A 25,000-nucleotide genomic window follows, 5' to 3' on the forward strand; every position below is an offset into this window, starting at 1 on the left:
ACCGCGAACGCCGGACGGCGTGCCCGCCCCGATGAGGCAGACTCGAACGGATGCCTGACACCCTGCTCGACGCCGTCCGCGCGACCGGCTCGGATGCCGACGCCCTCTACGACGCGTTCGTGACGTGGGCGGGGGAGAAGGGGCTCACCCTGTACCCGGCCCAGGACGAGGCGGTGATGGAGCTCGTCTCGGGCGCCAACGTGATCCTGGCGACGCCGACGGGGACCGGAAAGTCGCTCGTCGCGATCGCCGCGCACGCCGTCGCGCTCGCCGCAGGCAGGCGTACGTACTACACGGCGCCCATCAAGGCGCTCGTGAGCGAGAAGTTCTTCTCCCTCGTCGAGGTCTTCGGCGCGGAGAACGTCGGAATGGTCACGGGCGACTCGTCGGTCAACCCCGACGCCCCGATCGTCTGCTGCACCGCCGAGATCCTCGCGAACCTCGCCCTGCGACACGGCGCCGACGCCGACGTCGACCAGGTCGTGATGGACGAGTTCCACTACTACGGCGACGCGGACCGCGGCTGGGCATGGCAGGTTCCCCTGCTGCTCCTGCCGCGCGCGCAGTTCCTGCTGATGTCGGCCACGCTCGGCGACACCGCCGAGATCGAGGCCGACCTGCGCCGACGCAGCCTCGCCGCGGGAGTCGGCCGCGAGACCGTGCTCGTCGCCGGTGCCGAGAGGCCCGTGCCCCTGCACCACACCTACGAGCGCAGGGCGGCGCACGAGCTCGTCGAGGCGCTGCTCGAGGAGGGCGAGACGCCGATCTACATCGTCCACTTCTCGCAGGCGGCGGCCATGGAGCGCGCGCAGGCGCTCTCGAACGTCAAGGTCGCCAGCCGCGAGCAGCGCGACGCCATCGCGGAGGCCATCGGCGGGTTCCGCTTCACGACCGCTTTCGGACGCACGCTGTCGCGCCTCGTCCGCGCCGGCATCGGCGTGCACCACGCCGGCATGCTGCCGCGTTACCGGAGGCTGGTCGAGACGCTCGCCCAGCGCGGGCTGCTGCGGGTGATCTGCGGCACCGACACGCTCGGCGTCGGCATCAACGTGCCGATCCGCACGGTGCTGATCTCGGCCCTGTCCAAGTACGACGGCACGCGGATGCGGCGCCTCTCGGCCCGCGAGTTCCACCAGATCGCCGGCCGCGCGGGGCGAGCGGGCTACGACCCCTACGGCAACGTGGTGGTGATGGCGCCCGACCACGAGATCGAGAACGAGCAGGCGCTGAAGAAGGCCGGCGACGACCCCAAGAAGCTCAAGAAGGTGCAGCGCAAGAAGGCGCCCGCCGGCTTCGTGTCGTGGAGCGAGGCGACGTTCGACAAGCTCGTCGACGCCGAGCCGGAGCCGCTCACCCCGCAGCTGCAGATCACGTCGGCGATGATCATCAACGTCATCGGGCGCGGCGGCGACGTCTTCGGGCACCTGCGCGCGCTGGTGTTCGACAACCACGAGCCCCGCCCGCGCAAGTACGCCCTCGCGCGCCGCGCGCTGGCGATCTTCCGCACGCTCCGCGACGCCGGGATCGTCGAGGTCGCCCCCGACGGATCCATCCGCCTCGTCGTCGAGCTGCAGCCGAACTTCGCCCTGAACCAGCCGCTGTCGCCGTTCGCGCTCGCCGCCATCGAGATGCTCGACCCGGAGGACGGGCCGGGCGCCGCCGGCACGGGGCACTACGCGCTCGACGTCGTCAGCGTCATCGAGGCGACGCTCGACGACCCCCGCGCGATCCTGAGCCAGCAGGAGTTCAAGGCCCGCGGCGAGGCCGTCGGCGCCATGAAGCGGGAGGGCATCGAGTACGAGGAGCGGATGGCCCTCCTCGAGGACGTGACGTACGAGCGGCCGCTCGCCGACCTGCTCGCCCAGGCGTTCGAGGTGTTCGCCACGTCCCAGCCATGGGTGCGCGACTTCGAGCTGCGGCCCAAGTCGGTGGTGCGCGACATGTTCGAGCGGGCGATGAGCTTCGCCGAGTTCACGAACTGGTACCAGCTGGGCCGCAGCGAGGGACTCGTGCTGCGTTACCTCAGCGACGCCTATCGCGCGATCCGGCAGACCGTCCCCGCCGAGGCGCGCACCGAGGAGCTGCTCGACATCATCGCCTGGCTCGGCGAGCTCGTGCGTCAGGTCGACTCGAGCCTCGTCGACGAGTGGGAGGCGCTCGTCTCCGGCGCCGACGCGCACGGCTCCGACGAGACGGTCGTGCCGCCGGCGCCGCCGTCGCTCGTGCAGAACCGGCGCGCGTTCACCGTGCTGGTGCGCAACGAGATGTTCCGCCGCGTGCAGCTCGCCGCGCGCGAGGCCGATGACGAGCTGATCGAGCTGGATCCGGACGCCGGCTGGTCGGATGCGCTCGACGCCTACTACCGCGAGCACGAGTCCATCGGCATCTCGGGGGCCGCCCGGTCGCCGGCGCTGTGCCGCATCGTCGAGGGCCGCGAGGCGTGGAGCGTCGAGCAGGTCATCGACGACCCGGCCGGCGACCACGACTGGCGCATCCGGGCCGAGGTCGACCTCGCCGCCTCCGACGAGGCGGGCGCCGCCGTGGTGCGCGTCACCGAGGTGGTGCGTCTGTAGCGCCCGCGAGTGCCATCTGGCACTCCGCGCCGGGTCGCGCGTGCCAGATGGCACTCGCGAAGGTCAGACGCCGGCGCCGATCACCGCCAGCAGCCGCAGCTTCTCGGCGCTCTCCGACCCGGGAACGGCGGTGTAGACCATGAGCGAGTGCGACTGGTCGGGATCGAGCAGGCGCTGGCACGTCAGCTCGAGCGCTCCGATCTGCGGGTGCACGAAGTGCTTCACGTCTCGCGGGCGCAGGCCCACCTCGTGCGCGTCCCACGCCTCCCGGAACTCCGGGCTGCGATCGAGCAGCAGGGTGGCGAGCTGCGTCGCCCGCGATCCGGGGCCGCGCAGCGTCGCGAGCTCGCGCAGCCCCGAGGCGTAGAGGCGCGTGAGGAACGCGTGCTCCTCCGGCGCATACAGCTCCCGCGCGGCGGGGTCGGTGAACCAGCGGTAGCCGAGGCTGCGATCGGGGCCGGACCTCGTGGTCGCGTCGCCCATGAGCGCGGCGCCGAGCGGCGTCTGCCGCAACGTCTCGCCCAGCTCGGTGACGATCTCCGCCGGGGTGTCGGTGAGCCTGTCGAGCACCCGCAGCAGCCCCGGGCTGACGTGCTCGCTCGACGGTCCGCGCGTGGGCGGATGGTGCCCGGCCAGGCGGTAGAGGTGGTCGCGCTCGTCGAGGGAGAGGTGCACGCCCTGCGCGATCGACGCGAGCATCTGCGGCGACGGATGCGGTCCCGTGCCGCGCTCGAGCCGTGCGTAGTAGTCCGTCGACATGTGACACAGCACCGCGACCTCCTCACGCCGCAGGCCTGCCGTGCGCCGCCGCGCGCCACGCGGCAGGCCGACGTCCTCTGGCTGCAGCGCCTCGCGGCGGTTGCGCAGGAACTCGGCCAGGCCGGTGCGATCGATCATCATCCGTTTCTACCGGCCGGAGTCGGCGCCTGCCACGGATCGCCGATCCGCCCTTCGGCGCCGAAGGGCGGATGCAGGGGTGGTCGGGTGAGCAGTGGATCGACGGGCCCTGGATGGCGCCCGGCCGCTGCCGGAGGCTCGACTCACCGACCACCTCCCGAAGGAGACCCCATGCCCCGTCGTCCCATCGACATCACCGTCCCCGACCTCGCCGGCAGGCGTGCGCTCGTCACCGGGGCCAGCGACGGCATGGGCCTGCGCATCGCGACGCGGCTCGCCGCGGCCGGCGCCGAGCTCGTGCTGCCCGTCCGCAATCCGGCGAAGGGGGAGCGGGCGCTCGCGACCATCCGTGCGGAGGTGCCCGGGGCTCGCGCGTCGCTGCACAGCATGGACCTCTCGTCGCTGGCGTCGATCGGCGCCCTGGGCGAGGCGCTGCGCGCGGAGGGCGAGCCGCTCCACCTCCTCATCAACAACGCCGGAGTGATGACGCCGCCCACGCGCCAGACCACCGCCGACGGGTTCGAGCTGCAGCTCGGTACGAATCACCTGGGCCACGTGGCGCTCGTCGCGCACCTGCTGCCGCTGCTGCGCGCGGGTCGCGCGCGCGTCACGTCGCAGCTGAGCGTCGCCGCCGAGAACGGCAGGATCAACTGGGACGACCTGCAGTGGGAGCGCCGGTACGACGGGATGGCCGCCTACCGCCAGTCGAAGATCGCGTTCGGCCTGTTCGCGCTCGAGCTCGAACGCCGCAGCGCCGCGCATGGGTGGGGCATCACGAGCAACGTCTCGCACCCGGGCATCGCCCCGACCAGCCTGCTGGCGGCGCGGCCCGAGGTCGGGCGCAGCGGCGACACCGCGGGCGTACGCCTCATTCGCGTGCTGTCGCGCCTGGGGATAGCGGGCACGGTCGACTCGGCGGGCCTGCCGGCGCTGATGGCGGCGACGGATCCCGCGTCGCGCGGCGGGGCGTTCTACGGTCCGGGAGGCCTCCGCAACATGGGTGGAGCGCCCTCCGAGCAGACGCTCTACGCGCCGCTGCGCAGCGCGGAGGAGGCGGGCCGCGTCTGGGAAGTGTCGGAGCGTCTCGCCAGGGCGTCGTTCTCCTCCGCCTGAGCGGCGTGCGTCGGGGTCTCCGCCGGATGCGGCGCGTCCCCGCGCATTTGCTATAGCCGTGCTATAACTAAATCGATGTCCACCTACCTCGTCTGCAGCACGCCGGTGCACGGCCACGTCGGCCCGATGCTGGAGGCGGCCCGCCACCTGGTGTCGCGCGGGCATCGGGTGGTCTTCCTCACGGGCACGCGGTTCGCCGAGCGCGTCGCCGCGACCGGCGCCGAGTTCCGCGCTCTCGAGGGGATCGCCGACTTCGACGACCGAGACGTCGACAGCTATCTGCCCGAGCGCGACCGCTACCGCGGCATCGCGCGTGCGCAGTACGACATCCAGACGATCTTCGTGAAGCCGATCCCCGATCAGCACCGCGCAGTACGCGAGATCGTCGCCGCCGAGTCACCCGCGGCGATCCTGGTCGACGGTGCCTTCGCCGGCGTCGCGCCGCTGCTGCTCGGCGGTGCGCCGCGGCCGCCCGTGCTCGCACTCGGCGTGACGCCGCTGACGCAGTCGAGCCGAGACGTGGCGCCGGCGGGAACGGCGCTGCCGCCGTCCTCGTCCCCGCTCGGGCGCGTGCGCAACCGCCTGCTCGGCCTGGTGGCCCGGCGCGTGCTGTTCCGCCAGACCCAGCAGCTCGGAGACCGGATCCTCGCCGAGCTGGGGGCGCGCGACTCCGGTCTGTTCGTCATGGACATCTCGGGCGCCTACGACAGGTTCCTGCACCTCGGCGCGAGGGCGTTCGAGTATCCGCGCAGCGATCTCGCGCCCAACACGACGTTCGTCGGTCCCATCCCTCCACAGCCGTCGTCGGCGGCGCTGCCGAGCTGGTGGCCCGACCTGCAGGCGGGGCGTCCCGTCGTCCACGTCACGCAGGGGACGATCGACAACCACGACCTCGACCGGCTGATCCGGCCGACGCTGCGTGCGCTCGAGCGGCTGGACGTCCTCGTCGTCGTCACGCTCGGCGGCCTCGATCCGAGTGTGCTGCAGGGAGAGGTGCCCGAGAACGCGCGGGTCGCCGAGTACCTGCCGTACGACCGGCTGATGCCGCTCACCTCGGTCTACGTCACGAACGGCGGCTACGGCGGGGTTCAGCAGGCGCTGCGCGACGGCGTGCCGATGGTGGTGGCTGGAGACTCCGAGGACAAGCCCGAGGTCGCGGCCCGCGTGGCGTGGTCCGGAGCCGGCATCGACCTGCGCACCGGAACCCCGTCGCCGGAGGCGCTGCGATCCGCGGTGCAGCGGGTGCTGTCCGAGGCATCCTTCCGCACGGCGGCCGGACGGATGGCGGAGGCGATCGCCGAGTACGACACGCTCGCCCTCATCGAGGCCGAGCTCGAGGGCGCCGTCGTCCGCGCGGGCTGAGCCCGAGACGCGTCGCGGGCTCTAGCCGGCCCGCGACGACGTGTCGGCGAAGACGAGGCGCTCGATCGCGTCGCGCAGCCAGGATCGATACCGTTCGTCGTCCCAGCCCAGGTCGCCCGTGAAGAAGCGGTAGGTGTCGGGCGAGACCAGGTAGGTCAGCACGTCGGTGCGCTCGTCCGCGTCGACCTCGCCTCGCAGCAGCCCGCGCGACTGCGCCCAGACGACGGCGGCCCGGATGTCCTCGTGACGACGCCGGTCGAGATCCGCCACCAGCGCCGCGACGGCGTCGTCCGTGCGCGCTGCGTCGTACAGCGCCCGGTGGATGCCGGCGGTGCGGGCGTTCGCCTGGGCCAGGAACGAGACGTACGCGTCGAGGGCGTCGTCCGCAGGCAGCGCCATGATTGCCGTCAGGGCGGGACGCTCGTGCAGCGGATGGGTGCCCTCGTCACCGGCGAGGGTGAGCTCGAACGCCGCCATGAGCAGAGATCTCTTCGCGCCGGCGAGGTGGACGCTCTGCGCCGAGACACCCGCCTCGGCGGCGATGGCGGCGATGGTGGTGCCGCTGTACCCGTCCCGCGCGAAGAGGCGGGCCGCCGCGGTGACGATCCGGCGTCGGGTCCGTGCCGACGCCTCCTCGCGGGCCGGCGAGTTGTACCGGCGCGTTCCCATGCCGAAGATCCTAATGGCGGGCCCCGCGCCCGCCCGCGGCGGCTGGGTTGCGCCGCGCGGATCCCGGCCCTCCAGACGGTGGGAGGATGATCCGATGAGCTCCACCCCCGCAGCTGTGGGCCTCCGCAGTGAGCGGGGGCCCATTCTGCTGTCCGTCATGGTGTCGACGGGTCTCGTGGCTATCGACTCCACGGTCGTCGCCACCGCCGTGCCGTCGATCGTCGCCGACATCGGCGGGTACGCCGCCTTCCCGTGGCTGTTCTCCATCTACCTGCTCGCGCAGGCGGTGCTCACGCCCGTCTACTCCAAGCTCGCCGACCAGCTGGGACGCAAGCCGGTGCTGCTCTTCGGCATCGCCGTGTTCCTGATCGGCTCGCTGCTGTGCGGGGTGGCCTGGGACATGCCGTCGCTCATCGTCTTCCGGGCGGTGCAGGGCATCGGCGCCGGCGCCATCATGCCGATGACCGTCGTCATCGTCGGCGACATCTACTCCGTCGAGGAGCGCGCCCGCGTGCAGGGCTATCTCGCGAGCGTGTGGGGAGTGTCGTCGGTGGTCGGCCCGACGCTCGGCGGCCTGTTCTCACAGCTCGACATCTGGCGCTGGATCTTCCTCATCAACATCCCGCTGTGCCTGCTCGCTTACTGGCTGCTCGCGCGCAACTACCGCGAGAGTCACGAGCGCCGCCGGCACCGGATCGACTGGGCGGGCGCCGCGCTGCTGACGTCGGGGCTGACGCTGCTGCTGCTCGGCGTGCTCGAGGGCGGTGTCGCGTGGGCGTGGGACTCGGCGATCTCCATCGGCGTGCTGAGCGGCGGCGCGGTGCTGATCCTGCTGTTCGTGCTCGTCGAGCGACGCGCTGCCGAGCCCATCCTGCCGCTGTGGATCTTCACGCGGCCGGTGGTGGCGTCGACCAGCGTGCTCAACCTGCTGCTCGGCGGCGTGCTGATCGGGTACACGGCGTGCATCCCGGCGTACCTGGAGGGCAGCGTCGGGGCGACGCCCCTGCTGGCGGGTCTCGCGCTCGCGACGCTGACCCTCGGCTGGCCCGTCGCCGCGGCGGTGTCGGGGCGGCTGTACCTGCGCTTCGGCTTCCGGCCGGTGATCATCGCCGGCACCGCGCTCGTGCTGGCGGCGGCGGCCGCGGTCGCGGCGCTGTCGGCATGGCCCAGCATCTGGGTGGTCGCCGGGGTCCTGTTCGTCGCCGGGCTCGGCTTCGGGTTCACGGCGGTGCCCTCCCTCGTCGCCGTGCAGTCGAGCGTGGCGTGGGAGGAGCGAGGCGTCGCGTCGGGCGCCCTGATGTTCTCGCGCTCCATCGGTCAGGCGGTGCTGGCGGGGGCCCTCGGAGCGCTGTCGAACGGGATCATCGCGCAGCTCGGAGGCGACGAGCGCGACCCGTCGACGGTGATCGCCTCGTCCGGTGCCGTGTTCCTCGCCTCCGCGATCTGCGCCGTGGCCATGTTCGGCCTGGCGTTCGCGGTCCCGCGCTCTCGCGCCGTCGCGGAGCCCACAGCCTGACCGCGTGCCTCGGCCGCTGTGACGGCGCCGGGCGACTCTTGTGCCATCTGTGTGACACAATTCGCTGAGATGCGTCGCGGCAGGACGGAGAACGCATGGAACGACTCGCCCAGCTCACCCTCGTCGACTGGCTCTCGCTGATCCCGGCCACGCCCGTCGTGAGCCTGGTCGTCGCGCTCGCGGTGGGCAACGCGGTGCTGCTGTTCCGGCGGGAACGGCGCGTGGCCCCGGCGCTGACGGCCGACAGGCCGGCGCACGCGGACGCCGCCTTCGGCGCCGCCGCGGTGATCGTGCTGCACCTCGGCACGGACATCGTCGGAGGGCGCCTGCTGGAGGTGGACGCCCAGACCGTGAGCTGGTGGCGGTGCGCGATGCCCCTGCTCGCGGGAACGGCGGTGCTCGTCGTGATGCGGCTTCTGCTGCCCGGACGCCGCCCGGGCGCGCCGCCGGTCATGCCGACCACGCGTCGCACCTGGCTGACGTTCGGTCGACGTGCCGAGCGCCTCGCCGCCGCCGCAGCGGTCGCGACGCTCGTCGCCGTGACGGTCGCCTCCGGGCTCCAGTCGACGCCGGATGCGGACGGCAGGTACGTCCACGTCGAGATCCCGATCCCGAACGAGGACATCGATCCGCTGCGGCCGTGGTTCTACGGGTGGGCGTACGGCGTTCCCGTGCTCATCTGCCTCGCGGTCCTGCTCGTGGCGGGGATCGCGGTGCTGCGCGGCAACGCCGCGCGCCCCTACCGGGATCCCGAGACGGTCGCGGCGGAGCGCCGCTCGCGCGAGTCGATCGCCCGGGCGGCGACCGCCGTCGTCGGGGGCGCGGCGATGCTCACGCTCGGCGGCGCGTTGCGATTCGTCTCGCACGCCAGGACCACGTCGCTCGAGATCGACGGCCAGGGCATCTACGAGGCGTCCTGGCGGTACGCCGAGCTCGCCGCGATCGGAGGATGGCTCGCGCCCGTCGCGGAGGTGCTGGGCTTCCTCGCCCTCTTCGCCGTGATGGTGGGGTCGCTCGAGCACGTGTTCGAGCGGGAGCGGGAGCTCGCGGGGTGACTCCGGACGAGATCTACCGCCGCTTCCGGGGGCTGATCGTGACCGGGCGGCTGGGAGCGGGGGAGCGGCTGCCGACCGTGCGGCAGACGGCCGCCGATCTCGCGGTCGCCCCGGGGACGGCGGCGAAGGCGTACCGGATGCTCGAGCAGGACGGCCTCGTGGTCACGCGGACCGCGGCGGGCACGCGGGTGGCGCCGTCGGCCGCCGTGCTGCCCGCGTCGATCGTGCGCCGCGTGCGGGACCTCGTCGAGATCGCGGAGGCGGAGGGCGTGACCGTGGATCAGGTCGCCGACGCCCTCAGAGCATCCTGGTCCGCCCGCTGACGGCGGGCGGGCCAGGACATCAGCGCGACGTGCTCCGACCGGTGTCGGCGGGGATGTAGGTCGCGGCAAGGCGCTCGGCGCCGCGCGCGGCCAGGGCGACGTCGGCGCCGACGAGCACGAAGCGCGCGCCCGAGTCGACGTAGCCGCGCGCGGCGGACTCCGCGAACGCGTTCACGCCGACGGGCTTGCCCGCCGCGCTGACGGCGGCGAACGCGCGCTCGACCGCGGCCACGACGTCCGGGTGCGTCTGCTGTCCGATGAGGCCCATCGACGCCGCCAGGTCGCTCGGCCCGACGAAGACGCCGTCGACCCCCGGGGTGGCGGCGATCGCCTCGGCGTTCTCGACTCCCTCCGACGTCTCGACCTGCACGATCACGGAGGTGTGCTGCGCCGCCGTCGCGAGGTAGTCGTCGACGCGGTTCCACCTGCCGGAGCGGGCGAGCGCGTTGCCGACTCCGCGGTGCCCCCGAGGCGGATAGGACGCGTGGGCGACGGCGGCCTCGGCCTCCGCGGCCGTCGAGACCATGGGCACCATCACGGTCTGCGCGCCGAGGTCGAGCACCTGCTTGATCCAGACCGCGTCGTTCGCCGGCACGCGCACGATCGTCGTGACGGGGTAGGCGGCCGTCGCCTGCAGCAGGGTCTGCACGTCGCCCAGCCCGACCGGCGCGTGCTCCATGTCGATCATGATCCAGTCGAGCCCGGAGCCGGCCATGATCTCGGCGAGCACGGGAGAGTCGGAGCACACCCAGCCCCCGAACAGCGCGCGGTCCGCTCCGGCGATCGCGTCGCGGAGTGTGGGAGCTAGACGAAGCGGCATGCGATTGTCCCCATCCGTCCGTAGTCGCACAGGATGCTGTCGCCCGCGGTGACCCACACGGGACGCGTGAACGACCCGGCGAGGATGATCTCGCCGGCCTCGAGGCGGTCGCCGTGCTGATGCAGCTTGTCGGCGAGCCAGCCGACGCCGGCAGCGGGGTGGCCCAGCACGCCTCCCGAGACGCCGGTCTCCTCGATCTGCTCGTTGCGGTGCAGCATCGCGCCCACCCACCGCAGGTCGATGTCGTCCGGTCGCATCGGACGTCCGCCGAGCACCATCCCGCCGTAGGCGGCGTTGTCGCTGATCGTGTCGACGATGGTCCGCCCCTCCAGCTCGATGTGCGAGTTGAGCACCTCCAGGGCGGGGGTGACGTACTCGGTCGCCCGCAGCACGTCGAACAGCGTGCAGCCCGGCCCCTTGAGGGCGTCCCTCAGCACGAAGGCGAGCTCGACCTCGATGCGGACGTTCGAGAACAGCGCGGCCGGGATCGTCGCACCCGACTCCCACACGGTGTCGTCGAACATGACCCCGTAGTCGGGCTCGGAGATGCCCGTCGCCTGTTGCATCGCCTTGGACGTCAGCCCGATCTTCCGGCCGACCAGGCGGCGTCCGGCGGCGGCCTGCGAGTCGCGCCAGATGCGCTGGATCGCGTAGGCGTCGTCGACGGTCGCATCGGGGAAGCGGGCGGTGATGCGCGGGATGACGCCGTGCGTCCGGTCGGCCTCCGCGAGCTCCGCCGCGAGCTGCTCGATCTGCTCCGTTGTCAGCATGGCCGGGCCCTAGAGCTGCTCGCCGAGCTTGTACTCGCCCTGTTTCCAGGCGGGCAGGGCGTCGTCCTCGTCCCCCGCACGGGTGTACGAGAAGCCGTCGGCCCCGATGGTCACGGCCATCTCGCTCCGGTCCTCGCGCGAGACGACGGGCCGCGGGTTGCCGTCGAGGTCGAGCACGAGCGACGCCTCGGTGTACCAGCTCGGGACGACGGGGTTGCCCCAGAAGTCGCGGCGCTGGTTGTCGTGCACGTCCCAGGTGACGACGGGGTTGTCGGGGTCGCCGGTGTAGTAGTCCTGCGTGTAGATCTCGACGCGGTGGCCGTCCGGGTCTCGCAGGTACAGGTAGAAGGCGTTCGAGACGCCGTGCCGCCCGGGCCCGCGCTCGATCGCGTCCGACCGGCGCAGGGCACCCAGCTTGTCGCAGATCGCGAGGATGTTGTGCTTCTCGTGGGTGGCGAACGCCACGTGGTGCATGCGCGGGCCGTCGCCGCCGGTCGCGGCGGTGTCGTGCACGGTGGGCTTGCGCCGCAGCCAGGCGCCATAGACCACGCCGTCCTCGTCCTGGATGTCCTCGGTCACGCGGAACCCGAGGTCCTGATAGTGGCGCACCGCCCGCGGCACGTCGGGCGTGACCTGGTTGAAGTGGTCGAGCCGCACCAGCTCGCCGGGGGTGTGCAGGTCGTAGCGCCAGGAGAGGCGTTCGACATGGTCGGTCTGGTGGAAGAACTCGTAGGGGAAGCCCAGCGGGTCCTCGACGCGGACCGAGTCGCCGATGCCCTTCGTGAAGCCCTCCGGCCGACGCTCCACCCGGCAGCCGAGCTCGGTGTAGAAGGCCACGGCACGGTCGAGGTCCTGCGGCTCGCGCACGCGGTACGAGAACGCGGCGACCGCGGCGACGGGCCCCGCGCGCAGCACCAGGTTGTGATGGATGAACTCCTCCGTCGAGCGGAGATAGACGGCCTCGTCGTCCTCCTCGGTGACGTGCAGGCCGAGCACGTCGACGTAGAACTCGCGGGACGCGGCGAGGTCGGTCACGACCAGGTCCATGTACGCGCAGCGCAGGATGTCCGGCGGGGCGCTGGACGGGGTCGCGACGGCGTCGTCGGCGCGGATCGGGGCCTCCTGGGACACGAAGAAGCCGGAGGAGGTCAGGATGCCTCGGCGGTCGGTCGATGCGTCCATGTCAGCGTCCTCGCTTGCCGAAGGTCGGGTTGTGCACCTCGCCGAGCGTGATGTGCACCGCCTGCTGGTCGGTGTAGAAGTCGATCGACCGGTAGCCGCCCTCGTGGCCCAGGCCCGACGCCTTGACGCCTCCGAACGGCGTGCGGAGGTCGCGCACGTTGTTCGAGTTGAGCCAGACCATGCCCGCCTCGATCGCCTGCGCGAAGTTGTGGGCGCGCGTGAGGTCGTTCGTCCACACGTACGCGGCGAGGCCGTACTTCGTCGCGTTCGCGAGCGCGAGGGCCTCCTCGTCGGTGTCGAACGGGGTGATGGCGACGACGGGGCCGAAGATCTCCTCCTGGAAGATGCGGGCGTCGGGAGCGACATCGGCGAACACCGTCGGAGACACGAAGTTGCCGCCCTCGAGGCCGTCCGGGGTTCCGCCTCCCGCCACCAGGCGGCCCTCCGACCTGCCGAGCTCGATGTAGGAGGTGACCTTCGCGTAGTGCTCGGGGTGCACCAGCGCGCCGACCTCGGTGGCGGGGTCGTGCGGGTAGCCGACCTTCACGCGCTCGGCCTGCGCGGCGTACCTCTCGACGAACTCGTCGTACACCTCGCGCTGGACGAGGATGCGGGATCCCGCGGTGCAGCGCTCGCCGTTGAGGGAGAAGACGCCGAAGATGGTCGCGTCGATCGCCGCCGCGAGGTCGGCGTCGGCGAAGACGACCGCCGGGGACTTGCCGCCGAGCTCCATGGACAGGCCCTTCAGGTGGGGCGCGGCGTTCGCGAAGATGAGCTGTCCCGTGCGGCTCTCGCCCGTGAACGAGATGAGCGGGACGTCCGGGTGCGTGACGAGCGCGTCGCCGGCGTCCTCGCCGAGGCCGTGCACGAGGTTGAACACGCCTTCGGGCAGACCCGCCTCCTCGAAGATGCCGGCCCAGAGAGATGCCGAGAGCGGGGTGAACTCCGCCGGCTTCAGCACGACGGTGTTGCCGGTCGCGAGCGCGGGACCGAGCTTCCACGACTCGAGCATGAACGGGGTGTTCCACGGCGTGATGAGGCCGGCGACGCCGATGGGCTTGCGGTTGACGTAGTTGATCTGACGGCCAGGCACCTTGAAGGTGTCGTCCGACTGCGCCACGACCAGGTCGGCGAAGAAGCGGAAGTTCTCGGCCGCACGGCGGGCCTGGCCCAGCGCCTGCGTGATCGGCAGCCCCGAGTCGAACGACTCGAGCTCGGCGAGGCGGGCGTCGCGGGACTCGACGATGTCGGCGATCCGGTGCAGGACCCGCGAGCGCTCGCGCGGCAGCATCCGGGGCCACGGCCCCTCGGCGAAGGCCGCGCGGGCGGCCGCCACCGCGGCGTCGACGTCGGCCTTCTTGCCGGCCGACGCGGCGATGTAGGTCTCGTTCGACACCGGGTCGAGCACGTCGAACGTGCCGCCGTCGAGCGAGTCGACGTGCCGGCCGCCGATGTAGTGCTGGATCTTCGTCGGCAGGTCCGCCGGGACGTGCCGACGGTCGTACGCCGGGGCGGTGGAGGGGGTGCTCATCCGGGTTCTCTCCTCTGAGAAGGGACTGCGACAGGTGGGGTCAGCGCGACTCGAGGTAGGCGTTCATGGTGCGCCAGCGGTGCTGCCGGGCGGCCATCTCGATCTCGACGGGGTCGGCGCCGGTGCGGATCAGGTCGAGGATCTCGACGTGCTCCTCCACCGACTCGTGGGCGCGGCCGGGCACGAACGCGAACGTCGAGTCGCGCAGACCCTGCAGGCGCGCCCAGCCGCGGTGCACGAGGTCGAGGAGGTGGGGGTTCGGGCACGGCTCGAACAGCACGGCGTGGAAGTCCTGGTTCAGGCGCGTGAACGTCACCGGATCGAAGTCGTCGAGCAGCGCCGCGAGGTGGTCGTTCACCGACTCGGCACGGGCGAGGTCGGCCGCGCCGAGCGCAGGGGCGGACAGCGCGGTGGCGATCCCCTCGACGACGCCGAGCGTCTGCATCGAGTGCACGTACTCGTCGCGGTCGACGATCGACACCCGCGCGCCCACGTTGCGCGCGAACTCGACGAGGCCCTCGGCCTCGAGACGGCGGATCGCCTCGCGCACCGGCACGACGCTCATGCCGAGCTGCTGGGCGACCGGCGCGAGCACGATGCGGTAGCCGGGCCCGAACTCCCGTCGCGCGATCCGCTCGCGCAGCCAGCCGTACGCGCGCTCGGACTTGCTCGCGGCTGCGGCGGTGGCCGTCTCGACGCTGGTCATGGGATCACGCGTCCTCGGCGGGTGTGTCGGGCCCGTCCGACTCGGCCTCGTAGCGCGCACGCCAGTCGGCGTTCATCGGGAACAGCCCGTCGACGGGGTGCCCGGCGGCGACCTGGGCGGAGATCCACGCGTCCTCGGCCTCCTGCGCGAGCGCGGCGTCCGCGACCTCCTCGGCGAGGGCGGGCGGGATCACGATCACGCCGTCGTCGTCTCCGACGATGACGTCGCCGGGCTGCACGACCGCGCCGCCGCAGGCGATCGTCACGTCGTGCTCCCACGGCACGTGCAGACGACCGAGCACGGCAGGATGGGCGCCTCGGCTGAACACCGGCAGGTCGAGGCCGGCGACCTGCGCGACATCGCGCACGCCCCCGTCGGTCACGATACCCGCCGCGCCGCGCACCTGCGCGCGGAGGGCGAGGATGTCGCCCAGCGTGCCGGAGCCGGTCTCGCCCCGTGCCTCGATCACGATGACCTCGCCCGGATCCACGGCGTCGAACACGCGCTTCTGAGCGTTGTAGCCACCGCCGAACTCGGCGAACAGGTCCTCGCGGAGCGGCACGAAGCGCAGGGTCCTCGCGGTGCCGACGAGCTTCGCGCCCGGCGCGATGCTCTGCGGCCCGTCGATGAAGACCGAGCGCAGGCCGCGCCGGCGCAGCTCCTGCGACAGCCCCGAGACCGGCGCGGCCATCAGCTTGTCGCGCACCGCGTCGGCGAGAGCGGCCGGCGTCTCGGCCAGCCCGGCCGCCGCGCGCGATCCCCACGCCTCCTCGCGCTGCGCGTCGTCCACGGACGGCAGCGAGCCGAGCGACCCGTCGAAGCGGCCGGCCCCATCGACCACGCGCGACACCAGACGACCGGTCGTGGGAGCCCCGGGTGCCTGGGGAGCGTCGACCTCGACCTCGATCACGTCCCCGGGGACGGCGACCGAAGACCCGGCAGGGGTGCCGGTGAGGATGACGTCGCCCACCTCGAGCGTGAGGTGCTGCGACAGGTCGGCGACGAGCTGCGCGAAGGGGAAGACCAGCCGGCCGGCGGCGGTGCGGTCTTCCTGCACCAGCTCGCCGTTGCGCCACGCACGGACGCGCAGCTCGGCGGGGTCGACAGTGCGCGCATCGATCAGCGTCGGGCCCAGTGGCGTGTAGCCGTCGCGCCCCTTGTTGCGCAGGTTCGACCCCTTGTCGTTTCCGCGCAGGTCGTAGAGCCCCCAGTCGTTCGCCGCCGTGACCCAGCCGACATGGTCCCACGCCTGCTCGAGCGTCACCCGGCGGGCCGGAGCGCCGATGACCAGCGCGACCTCGCCCTCGAACGCCAGCAGCTCGGTGCCCTCGGGGCGCTCGACGTCCGTGCCGGGGGAGGCGACCGAGCTCGTCGGCTTCAGGAAGTACGACGGGGCCGCGGGCCGACGTCCGCGCTGCGCCGCCCGGGACTCGTAGGACAGGTGCACGGCGATGACCTTGCCGGGGACGGCCGGGAGCGCCGCGAAGCGGGCATCGATCGGCAGGTGGGTCACGTCGAGCTCCTTCGCTCTCGTCTCGCCGGTGGCGTCGTATCCGAAATCATATACGATCCACTCGCGTCGGCAAGAGGCCCGGGCGTCGCGCAGCCCCCGCCGTGGGCACACGGACCGGGGCCGCCGCGGCCACGCCGCGTCAGCAGGTCGAGCGGACTCAGAGCTGCTTTCGCATCTTGACCGTGGTGATCTCGTACCCGACCGACTCGTACAGTGCGCGCGCGGTGGTGTTGTCGCCGAACACGCTCAGGCCCAGGGTGCGAGCGCCCGCCGATCGCGCGTGCTCCTCCGCGAGCCGCATCGCCGCCCGGCCATAGCCCTTGCCCCGGTGCTCGGCCTCGACGACGACGTCCCACACCCACCACGACGTCTCGTCCCCCGAGCTGTCACGACCGACCCAGAGGTACCCGACGGCGCCGGACGTGTCATGGACGAGGTCGAACACGGCGTTCTCCGTCGTAGGGGCCCCGGCGGGGAAGGCCCGCTCCAGTGACTCGGTCGCCTTCTGCGCCGCAGCGTGCGGCGTCTCGCCGGCGGCGATCAGGTCTGTCTCGTACGCGGCGCGACACCGCTCCTGCCAGGCGGGGAACCGCTGTGCGGTCATCGGGACGAGGGCGATCGGCATGCGACCAGTCTGACAGCGCCTCGGTCTCGCTCATCCGGCGGCGCGGCGCGGCGATGCCGGCGGGCTGCGGAAGGCGAGCACCAGCGGAACGGCAGGGCCGGATCGTCCCTTCGGGACGCGTCCCGAGGCCGTCAGGAGGCCTGTGGGCCGAGCCCTCGGGCGATCGCGGCGGTCGCCGCGAGCCAGGCGCGCTGCGTCGCCGGGCGGAGGGCGCCGTAGTGCAGGAAGCCCCCGGTCATCGCGGGATCGTAGGGGATCGCGACGACCTCGCGGCTCAGCGCCTCGTAGCCCTCGACCACGTTGCGCACGTCCGACGCCTGGGCGTACTGGTCCGCCTGGCTGACGACCGCGACCGAGCCTCTGACGAGCGCCGCCGACCGCTCGTCGCGTTCGGCGAGCGCCTCGAGCAGGAGGGCACCCGCCTCCGCGTGCTCCGCCCTCGTGGTCGTCGCGACCACGAGCTGGTCGGTCCGCTCGATCATCTGTCGCCACATCGGGTCGGACTCGTCGTTGCCCGAGTCCATCACGATGAGGCGGTAGTACTTCGCGGCCACCGCATGGATCCGGTCCACGTCCTCGCGCTCTACCCGCTGCTCGTGCGCGAGCAGCACGGGCCGCGAACGCAGCACGTCGTACCGGTCGCGGGTCTGGTGATGCACATAGCGGGCGAGGTCTGCGGACTGCGCGCTCGCCGACAGCAGGCGCTCGGTCTCGGGCAGCAGGTCGTGCAGGCTCGCGTCGTGCGGGCCCTGCTCGGTGCGCCAGCCCAGGGTCCCGCGGGTCTGGTTGTTGTCCCACGCGAGCACCCCCACACCGCCGTATCGGGCGAACACCGCCGCGGTCAGGATCGTCGTCGGGGTCTTGCCCGATCCGCCCTTGCCGTTCACGATCGCGATCGTGCGGGGGCCGGGCCAGTGCTGCGACACCGTCGACATGTCGGCGCGCTCCGCCCGCTCGGCGGCGTTCGGGGACATGCGCATCCCGAGCCGGATCAGCGCTCCGCGCCAGCCGCGCGACGCCGGCTCCTCGAGCCTCTCGGGGGTGAGGAACGACCGGCGGCCGTCCGCGGCGCCGCCTCTGCGTGCGCCCGGCCGCGTCGTCGGGCCCGGGGTGGGCGACGCGGCGGCGGGCGGCACGGCCGCGACGTCCGCCACGAGGGCGTCCGCTCCGGCCGTCGCCCGGTCGTCGATCGCAGCGGAGCGCGGCACCGGCGCCGGGGCGGCCGGCTGCGGCGCCTCGCGTCGGCGCCGCGCGGGCGAGTCGTCGCTCGGGTCGTCCACCACATCGCTGTCGTCGTCATCGAGGTCGTAGGGGGTGCTGGGCACGGGCGAGCCCGTGCCGCTCCCCTCGCCACGGCTCGCCGGGGCGGGCGGCTGTTCCTCGGGGACATCCTGGTCCGGCTCGACCTCGCCCGAGGCGCTGACGACGAGGGGCCAGACGCCGTCGGGCTCGGTGACCCGCACCCGCACGGGGAGGCCGCGCTCCGCGGCCAGCGCGATGGTGTGCAGCATGACGGCCTCACGTCCGGCGTCGATGGTCGACGTGCCGAACTCCGTGACGGCCTCGCCCGCGACGATCCTGGCCGACCCGTCCTCGTGCACCGTCGCCAGCAGCGCCGGATCGTCCGAACCGCCCATGTCGCTCCTCCCGCGGCGCGCCCCAGACGCGCAGAGTGCCGCCACACCCCACAGTAGCCATCGCCTCTGCCCGCCTCCTCGCGAAGTTGTGCTCGTCCTCTCCCGTCGAGCGGGCGGGAGACCCCCATATTCCTCGCGATCCCGAAACTTCAGGGATTCTTGCTCTTGTCATTCGTGGAAGACGGCGCGTTCTGCTTCCTAGGCTCGAAGCGAGAGCCGCGCGGGAGACCCCCCGCTATCTACGAAGGAGTGATGAGCGAGCGTGAGCGACAACCGAGAGGCACCCCGCTACGAGCAGCACCGGGCCGAATGGATCGCCCGTGAGGAGCTGGCAGAGCGGATGATCCCGCTCATCGGCCGTCTGTATCGCACGCACGGCATCGTGACGTCGATCCACGGGCGCCGGCTCATCAACCGCTCGCCGATCGAGATCCTCAAGGCCCACCGCTTCGCTCGCCTGCACGGAGACGACGTGCTGAACCCGACCAAGACGTACGCGCTGCTCGAGGCGGTCGAAAGGGCCGGCCCGGGCGCCTCGTCGATCGACGTGGCGCGGCTCGTGTCGCGCTACGACGACGAGGGCGGCACCTACGAGCCGGCGCAGCTCGAGGCGTTCCTGCGCCGGGAACTGGCAGCCGTCATCGATGCGGACGCGCCGAAGCCGACGGACGTGGTCCTCTACGGATTCGGGCGCATCGGGCGGCTGCTGGCCCGCATCCTGCTGGCCCACACGGGCAACGGCTCCGGGCTGCGCCTGCGCGCCATCGTGGTGCGCAGGGGCGGCGACGCCGACCTCAAGAAGCGCGCGAGCCTGCTGCGCCGCGACTCCGTCCACGGTCCGTTCGCCGGCTCGATCGAGGTCGACGAGGAGAACGACACCATCCTCGCCAACGGCACCCTGATCCAGGTGATCTACTCGGACGATCCCGCGACCGTCGACTACGAGCGATACGGCATCCACGACGCGATCATCGTGGACAACACCGGCCGGTGGCGCGACGAGGCGGGGCTGTCGCAGCACCTCCGCGCGAAGGGTGCCGCACGCGTGCTGCTGACGGCACCGGGCAAGGGCGACATCAAGAACATCGTGTACGGCGTCAACGGCGAGGCGATCACGGACGAGGACGCGATCCTCTCTGCCGCCTCGTGCACGACGAACGCCATCACGCCGGTGCTCGGCGTGCTCGACGAGTCGTTCGGGGTGGTGCGCGGCCACGTCGAGACCGTGCACTCGTTCACCAACGACCAGAACCTGATCGACAACTTCCACAAGGGCGATCGCCGAGGCCGCTCGGCGGTGCTCAACATGGTCATCGCCGAGACGGGCGCGGCGAAGGCCGTCGCGAAGGCGCTGCCGCAGCTGGCGGGGAAGCTCTCCGGAAACGCCATCCGCGTGCCCACCCCGGACGTCTCGCTCGCCATCCTGAACCTGCAGCTGGGCCGAGCCACGACGAAGGACGAGCTCAACGGCTTCCTGCGCCAGGTCTCGCTGAGCTCGCCCATGCGCCAGCAGGTCGACTACATCGAATCGCCGGAGGTGGTCTCGACGGACTTCGTCGGCAGCAACCGCGCGGGCATCGTGGACGGGCTGGCGACGATCGTCGACGAGGACGGCGACAACGTCGTCCTCTACGTCTGGTACGACAACGAGTACGGCTACTCGTGCCAGGTCGTGCGGGTGATCGAGAAGATGGCCGGCGCGCATCCGACAGTGCTGCCCGAGCGTCGTGCCGTCATCGCGGAGCCCGTGGCCGCCGAGCGATCCGGCGATGCGCTGGACGACTCGCGCGTCGGGGCGGTCCCCGCCACCGTCTGAAGCCGCCCGGCGACTACCCTTGAGGGGCGGGCCGATCGGTCCGCTCCGCAGGAGAACCGTGCTGCAGGGGAGGCGCCGTGGGACGCAACGCAGACGCCATCGACGAGGGCGTGGCGATCGCGCTGGCGGCCGCGCGCCTGTCGGTCAAGAACACGATCCTCGTGAGCACGATCTCGCTGGGGGAGTCGTTCGATTCCCAGCACTTCACGGGTACGGCGCGGGGGGTGCTCATCGCCCTCGCCGACGAGCAGGCGGCGGCCGCCGAATCGGTCTCCCGCGCCCGGAAGGCGGCGTGGGGCCGGCACACCCAGCCGCACGGCACGCACGATTATCGCGACCGCGACGTCCGCAACCTCCGTCGACGCGCGAAGCAGTATGCGGGCGTCGCTAAGGCTCTGCGGGTCAAGGCCGAGGAGCCGGACGAGCTGCGCGCGATCGTGGAGGGCGCCCGAGAGGCCGCCTGGCATGACGTCGAGGTCAACCTGCAGGGCCGTCTGAGGGTCGAGGCCATGCGTCCCGATCAGGACCCCGACTACGCGTCGATGCGAGACGCCCGGATGCAGGCGCTCAGGCTCGTAGACCTGCAGAAGCTCTCGGCGCAGGCGCGTCGCCGTCGGAAGGTCGGCGCCGCCGCAGACGACGACGCGGCGGACGCGGTCGACGTCTCCTGAGAGTCGTCTCGCGCGCCCGCCGCGTGTGGCGGTCGGGGGTCAGTCGCCCCGCAGCTCTTCCTTGACCTCGTTGCGGTTCTGCACCCGGTCGCGGTCGTGCTCCGCCTTCTTCACGTCTGCCTCGGCCTTGGCCTCGTCGGCCTTGTCTCCGATGCGGTCGGTGGTGTCGTCCCACGCATCCTTCGCCTTGCGTGCGGCGGTCTGCGCGGCGTCCTTAGCGTCGTCCAGGATTCCCATGTCGGCTCCTCTCGTCATCGGATGGTTCTCGTCCGATGTCGGACATCGGATCTATCTCGACAGTAGGTCGCGGCGGGGCGGCGGCACAGGGGCTTGCGGTGGGGCCCGCGGAGCGTTATCGAGCGACGCGCCCGGCCCGCCGAGCGGGCAGCCTCGATTCGCGGACGACTGCCGGGGTGATGTACAGTAGACGGGTTGCCGAGGCAACGGAAAGCGCCCGTAGCTCAATGGATAGAGCATCTGACTACGGATCAGAAGGTTAGGGGTTCGAGTCCCTTCGGGCGCACCGAACAGGCCCCCGGATTCTTTGAGAGATCAAGGAAGCCGGGGGCCTTCGGTTTGCCCGGATGTCTTTGCCCGGATGCCTCTGCCGGGTGGTGGGCCGATTAGGGTCGATCGGATCTCGGTCGCTCGCGCGTGAGGCGCGCCTCCACCGCTCGACGCCGGAAGGACGCGGCCGCGCATCCGGTCGATGCGCGACGCGGCTTCGGCGTCAGCCCTCCGCCGGCTCGTCCTCGGTGGCCTCCTCGACGGCCTCGGTCATGCCCTTCAAGAACCGCGCGACGATGACGCGCTCGCGGTCGGTGAGGCTGTCGACGAGGCCCAGCATGCTCTGGTGCATCTTTCCGAGGGTCGCGCGGACCTCTTCGTCGCTGTGGGAGGTGGGGGCGATGATCAGCGTGCGCCGGTCGGTCGGGTGCGGCTCCCGCTGCGCGTGGCCGTCCCTGACGAGGCGGTCCACGAGCGCGGTGACCGACGCGCTCGAGATGTGCAGGTGGCGGGCCAGGTCGATGGCGCGCACGGGGCGCCCAGCGTGCTTCTCGCGCAGCAGGTGGCGCAGCGCCATCAGGTCGGTCTCGTTCATGCGCATGGACGCGCGGGTGCGCGCGCGCATCGCCGTCTCGGCCGAGCGGTAACGGCGCAGCAGGTTCAGGATCTCGACGGTGGTGGCGCCCTCGCTGTCGGGGTACCAGTAGCCAGACGTGGCGTCGTTCGTCGGGGGTGCCATCGGGCTGAGCATACTTCTCTTCCTTTGCCGGGCTCATGGCGGTCTGGGTGACGGCACGCCGTAGGCGAAGCCGACTTGATATTACTTCAGCATGACTACTAGTCTCTCTAAGTATAAGGCAGACTAAGCAAGGTTGCACACCGCGACCCGCGCGATCGAAGGGGAACGTCATGGGACAGCTGTTCTACGGATCGATGGACGAGGCGATCGAGGTCGACGACGTGTTGCTGATGCACGCGCAGGCGGTCGCGTTCACCAAGCTGCGCCGAGGCGAGTCGTTCCTCATGTCCTGGAAGCGCCCGTCGGGCTCGGGCCGGGAGACGATCTGGGTGCAGCCGTCGATCCCGCTGAGGTTCATCTGGGATGCGGAGGGTGACGTCTCGCTCGACGGACGCCTGCTCGATGAGCTCGTCCAGGCGGCGGCGTCGATGAAGGGCATGGACCTGAGCCCCCGAGCGCCCAAGCTATCCGCAGTCCCCCCGATCGACGTCGCCGCCTGACGGACGGTCACCCGACTGGCCGGCGGGACGTCCTCAGAGCGTCCGGCCCCCGGAGAATACGGGTTCTCTGACCTCAGAGCAGATCCATAGATTGTGAGCGCGGCAGGGCAGGCCCTGTTGCGTGCCGAGAATCGTTGCCGCAGAGCGGCACGGGATCGATCCTCGGCATCACGCCATGGAGAGAGCTTGTGAGGTTCGAATGTCACGACCACCCGCACCCGACGATCGCACGGCCGGGGCACGCCGCCGATACACCGTGGCGATGGCAGGCGCAGCCTTGGCCCTCGTCGTCGCTCTGGGCGTCGCCCCGCCCGCCTCCGCCGAGGCAGCGGGCTCCGCCGAGGCAGCGGGAGGGAGCGCGTCTCCACGTGATGAGGCCATCGTCGACGTCTCTGCGGAGACTCTCCCCGAGGCAGAGCAGGACGAGGCGTCCTCCGAGCAAGGAGACCAGCAGTCTGTCGAGCCCGGAGAAGCCGAGGGGGCGTCGGAGAAGGCAGCCCGGCTCGATGTCGACGAGTCCGAGGACGCCCAGCGAGATGCAGCGGTTGCGGCCGAGGACGAGGCCGACACCGGACAGGCCGTCGCGACGGAGGACGAGCCGGTCGAGGTCGCGGACCAGCACTCGCTCTGGGTGGTCCCGGAGGAGATCAGTCAGCACGACCTCGAGTTCACCGGCGTCGCCATCGAGGGCAACGGTTTCGCGCCCGGCGCGGAGGCTGTCATCAGGCTCGACGGCGATGTCATCGAGCGGGTCACGGTGGAAGACGACGGCTGGGTCCAGATCGAGTACACCGCGAAGCGCGCTGCTGGCAGCTATCCACTCTCCATCGCGGCCGGCGGGCTGACCGCCAGGACCGAGCTCACCGTCACAGCAGGCGGCTACGAGCCGCGCATCACGCTGGGAGCCGAGTCCCTGCCCGTGTGGGAGCTGGAACGCACAGGGCTCTCGGTCTTGGGCTGGGGCTTCTCCGCCGAGTCCGCCGTGACCGTCCTCGTGGATGGAGAGGCTGCGGGCGAGCAGGTCGCGGATGAGACCGGCGAGGTCGGCTTCGCCTTCACCGTCGAGCTGGAGCCGGGGAAGCACACGCTCGCTCTGCGCGCCGACGAGGGCGAGGTTGCAGACTCCTTCTCCGTCGTCGCGGATGCCGAGTGGTTCGACGACGAGTACTCCGACCTGTTCTCGCCCTCCGCTCAGACGTCCTGGTCTGTCGTCACCGAGAGCCAGTTGGCCGAGACCCCGCTGCGGGTCAGCGCGACGGGCTTCCCGGACTCCGCGCCCGTCGACCTCTACCTGGGGTCGGAACGGGTGGCGACGCTCGAGGCCAACAGCTCGGGTGAGCTCAGTCACGAACTGACCGGCCCTCTGGAGCTCGGACATCACGAGGTGCGCTGGGTGCATCCTGTCGGTGAGGCGACCGCTGGGTTCGACCTCGTCCCCGACGGTCAGGGCGCCCTCCCACGGGCAGGGCTCTATGAGGGCACGTCCGAGCAGACGCACGCGAGCAGTCGTCCGCTCGATGAGGTCGAACGCCGTCCCATCTCCTTCGAGGTGAACGACGCCGGCGAGCTTTCCGGCCTCTCCGGCGAGTACTGGTGGGCGTGTGTGAGCGGCGGCTTCCACGGTTCGGGACATGCCGACCTCGCGGACCGGGATTTCCCGACGACGGCCGTCACGGCGGATCGACCGTTCGAGATCCGCTGGGACGACGAGGCCGGCTCGACCTCCTACGTCCTGGAGGGCGTCGTGCGTTCGGACGGCAGCGCATCCGGAACCATCTATGCGGGCGTCGGCGTCTGCGGTGCCTCGATCCTCACCTGGGTCGCGGAGGCGGACGCGCCCGCTCCTGCCCCGACCCCGACCCCGACCCCGACTCCGACGGAGCCCGCGCCCAAGCCGACGGAGCCGGCACCCGAGCCGACCGAGCCTGCGCCCGGCCCGTCTGAGCCGGCTCCTCAGCCGACCGAGCCCGCTCCCGCCCCTTCTGAGCCGGTCTCCGACTTCCCCGCACCGAGCGAGGAAGCACTCACTGCCGATCTCGAGGGACGCATCACCGCGCCGGCGGTGGCGACCGCGGGCGATGTCATCCCCGTCGGGGTCGGAGGGGACCGCGAGGGCGAGCGCATCGGGCTGTGGCTGCTGTCGGATCCGCTGTCTCTGGGCGTGCACACCGTCGACGGTGAAGGCTTCGACGCCACTCTGCCGCGAGACGTGACCGGCGTGCACCGCCTCGCCGCGGTCACCGCCGACGGCACGGTGATCGGCTGGCAGCAGATCAGGATCGTGTCGGCGGATGGCGGGACGCCGCTTGCAGCGACCGGGACGGAGATGAATCTCGCGTTCCTCGCAGCCGGGACCGCCGCGCTGGCAGCGGGCGTCTTGCTGCTCGTCGTGCGTCGGCGCTCCGTCGGCTGACCACCCGCATTCGAGCCCGCCCCGAGAATCTTGTCGGGGCGGGCTCGAGCGCGGTGCCGAGC

General features: G+C 71.7%; 22 protein-coding genes and 1 tRNA gene. 11 read left to right on the plus strand and 12 right to left on the minus strand.

All coding sequences use genetic code 11. The features are described from left to right. Positions 1-50: 50 nt before the first annotated feature. Positions 51-2,573: a DEAD/DEAH box helicase gene (locus K5S26_RS13735; RefSeq protein ID WP_221859147.1), complete on the plus strand. Its 2,523-nt coding sequence runs from the start codon at positions 51-53 to the stop codon at positions 2,571-2,573. A gap of 63 nt (positions 2,574-2,636) precedes the next feature. On the opposite strand, the gene K5S26_RS13740 is transcribed toward K5S26_RS13735, so the two are convergent. Then, positions 2,637-3,470, minus strand: a complete 834-nt coding sequence (locus tag K5S26_RS13740; protein ID WP_221859148.1) for a helix-turn-helix transcriptional regulator — start codon at positions 3,468-3,470, stop codon at positions 2,637-2,639. A 171-nt stretch (positions 3,471-3,641) separates the two neighbouring features. On the opposite strand from K5S26_RS13740, the gene K5S26_RS13745 reads away from it, so the two are divergent. Next, the gene (locus K5S26_RS13745) at positions 3,642-4,583 is read left to right on the plus strand and encodes an SDR family oxidoreductase (protein ID WP_221859150.1); all 942 of its coding nucleotides are present in this window, start codon (positions 3,642-3,644) and stop codon (positions 4,581-4,583) included. Between the two features lie 75 nt (positions 4,584-4,658). Then, positions 4,659-5,945, plus strand: a complete 1,287-nt coding sequence (locus tag K5S26_RS13750) for a glycosyltransferase (protein WP_221859152.1) — start codon at positions 4,659-4,661, stop codon at positions 5,943-5,945. Between the two features lie 21 nt (positions 5,946-5,966). On the opposite strand, the gene K5S26_RS13755 is transcribed toward K5S26_RS13750, so the two are convergent. Then, a complete protein-coding gene (locus tag K5S26_RS13755) occupies positions 5,967-6,614 on the minus strand; it encodes a TetR/AcrR family transcriptional regulator (RefSeq protein WP_221859154.1) in 648 nt (215 codons plus the stop codon). A gap of 94 nt (positions 6,615-6,708) precedes the next feature. Here K5S26_RS13755 and K5S26_RS13760 point away from each other — a divergent pair, with 94 nt between their 5' ends. The 3 genes from K5S26_RS13760 (at position 6,709) to K5S26_RS19045 (ending at position 9,508) form a co-directional block, all read left to right on the plus strand. Next, a complete protein-coding gene (locus tag K5S26_RS13760; RefSeq protein ID WP_221859156.1) occupies positions 6,709-8,130 on the plus strand; it encodes an MFS transporter in 1,422 nt (473 codons plus the stop codon). Positions 8,131-8,225: 95 nt separating this feature from the next. Beyond that, positions 8,226-9,185, plus strand: coding sequence for a hypothetical protein (locus tag K5S26_RS13765; protein WP_221859158.1), 960 nt, complete (start codon positions 8,226-8,228; stop codon positions 9,183-9,185). Continuing rightward, complete coding sequence (locus K5S26_RS19045) at positions 9,182-9,508, plus strand: GntR family transcriptional regulator (protein ID WP_308122984.1); 327 nt, start codon at positions 9,182-9,184, stop codon at positions 9,506-9,508. The genes K5S26_RS13765 and K5S26_RS19045 overlap by 4 nt, the downstream gene beginning before the upstream one ends. A 19-nt stretch (positions 9,509-9,527) precedes the next feature. On the opposite strand, the gene K5S26_RS13775 is transcribed toward K5S26_RS19045, so the two are convergent. From K5S26_RS13775 to K5S26_RS13810, 8 genes are all read right to left on the minus strand, one after another. Continuing rightward, a complete protein-coding gene (locus K5S26_RS13775; RefSeq protein WP_221859161.1) occupies positions 9,528-10,328 on the minus strand; it encodes an HpcH/HpaI aldolase family protein in 801 nt (266 codons plus the stop codon). Then, a complete protein-coding gene (gene hpaH / locus K5S26_RS13780) occupies positions 10,313-11,098 on the minus strand; it encodes a 2-oxo-hept-4-ene-1,7-dioate hydratase (RefSeq protein ID WP_221859163.1) in 786 nt (261 codons plus the stop codon). The genes K5S26_RS13775 and hpaH overlap by 16 nt, the downstream gene beginning before the upstream one ends. A gap of 9 nt (positions 11,099-11,107) precedes the next feature. Further along, positions 11,108-12,280: a 3,4-dihydroxyphenylacetate 2,3-dioxygenase gene (gene hpaD / locus K5S26_RS13785; protein WP_221859165.1), complete on the minus strand. Its 1,173-nt coding sequence runs from the start codon at positions 12,278-12,280 to the stop codon at positions 11,108-11,110. Position 12,281: 1 nt separating this feature from the next. Continuing rightward, a complete protein-coding gene (gene hpaE, locus K5S26_RS13790) occupies positions 12,282-13,811 on the minus strand; it encodes a 5-carboxymethyl-2-hydroxymuconate semialdehyde dehydrogenase (protein ID WP_221859167.1) in 1,530 nt (509 codons plus the stop codon). Positions 13,812-13,851: 40 nt separating this feature from the next. After that, positions 13,852-14,517: a GntR family transcriptional regulator gene (locus K5S26_RS13795; RefSeq protein WP_221859169.1), complete on the minus strand. Its 666-nt coding sequence runs from the start codon at positions 14,515-14,517 to the stop codon at positions 13,852-13,854. 4 nt (positions 14,518-14,521) lie between these two features. Then, a complete protein-coding gene (locus K5S26_RS13800) occupies positions 14,522-16,030 on the minus strand; it encodes a fumarylacetoacetate hydrolase family protein (protein ID WP_308122986.1) in 1,509 nt (502 codons plus the stop codon). Between the two features lie 157 nt (positions 16,031-16,187). Next, a complete protein-coding gene (locus tag K5S26_RS13805; protein ID WP_221859171.1) occupies positions 16,188-16,655 on the minus strand; it encodes a GNAT family N-acetyltransferase in 468 nt (155 codons plus the stop codon). 131 nt (positions 16,656-16,786) lie between these two features. Then, positions 16,787-18,292, minus strand: coding sequence for a P-loop NTPase family protein (locus tag K5S26_RS13810; protein ID WP_221859172.1), 1,506 nt, complete (start codon positions 18,290-18,292; stop codon positions 16,787-16,789). A 340-nt stretch (positions 18,293-18,632) separates the two neighbouring features. Between K5S26_RS13810 and K5S26_RS13815 the strand changes: the two genes are divergently transcribed. Together K5S26_RS13815 and K5S26_RS13820 are read left to right on the plus strand one after the other, a co-directional pair. Beyond that, on the plus strand, positions 18,633-20,108 hold the full coding sequence (locus K5S26_RS13815; RefSeq protein ID WP_246604042.1) for a glyceraldehyde-3-phosphate dehydrogenase: 1,476 nt from the start codon (positions 18,633-18,635) through the stop codon (positions 20,106-20,108). A gap of 77 nt (positions 20,109-20,185) precedes the next feature. After that, a complete protein-coding gene (locus K5S26_RS13820; protein WP_221859176.1) occupies positions 20,186-20,779 on the plus strand; it encodes an asparagine synthase in 594 nt (197 codons plus the stop codon). Positions 20,780-20,818: 39 nt separating this feature from the next. Here the strand turns inward: K5S26_RS13820 and K5S26_RS13825 are convergent, their stop codons facing one another. Next, the gene (locus K5S26_RS13825) at positions 20,819-21,016 is read right to left on the minus strand and encodes a hypothetical protein (RefSeq protein ID WP_221859178.1); all 198 of its coding nucleotides are present in this window, start codon (positions 21,014-21,016) and stop codon (positions 20,819-20,821) included. 213 nt (positions 21,017-21,229) lie between these two features. On the opposite strand from K5S26_RS13825, the gene K5S26_RS13830 reads away from it, so the two are divergent. Then, a tRNA-Arg gene (locus K5S26_RS13830) sits at positions 21,230-21,302 on the plus strand. 207 nt (positions 21,303-21,509) lie between these two features. On the opposite strand, the gene K5S26_RS13835 is transcribed toward K5S26_RS13830, so the two are convergent. After that, on the minus strand, positions 21,510-22,025 hold the full coding sequence (locus tag K5S26_RS13835) for a MarR family winged helix-turn-helix transcriptional regulator (protein WP_221859180.1): 516 nt from the start codon (positions 22,023-22,025) through the stop codon (positions 21,510-21,512). Between the two features lie 170 nt (positions 22,026-22,195). Here K5S26_RS13835 and K5S26_RS13840 point away from each other — a divergent pair, with 170 nt between their 5' ends. Together K5S26_RS13840 and K5S26_RS13845 are read left to right on the plus strand one after the other, a co-directional pair. Then, positions 22,196-22,525: a DUF7882 family protein gene (locus K5S26_RS13840; RefSeq protein ID WP_221859182.1), complete on the plus strand. Its 330-nt coding sequence runs from the start codon at positions 22,196-22,198 to the stop codon at positions 22,523-22,525. Positions 22,526-22,787: 262 nt separating this feature from the next. After that, a complete protein-coding gene (locus K5S26_RS13845) occupies positions 22,788-24,938 on the plus strand; it encodes an LPXTG cell wall anchor domain-containing protein (RefSeq protein ID WP_221859184.1) in 2,151 nt (716 codons plus the stop codon). Positions 24,939-25,000: the final 62 nt, after the last annotated feature.

The organism is Microbacterium marinilacus, assembly GCF_019753765.1.
GTDB classification, from domain to species: Bacteria; Actinomycetota; Actinomycetes; order Actinomycetales; family Microbacteriaceae; genus Microbacterium; species Microbacterium marinilacus.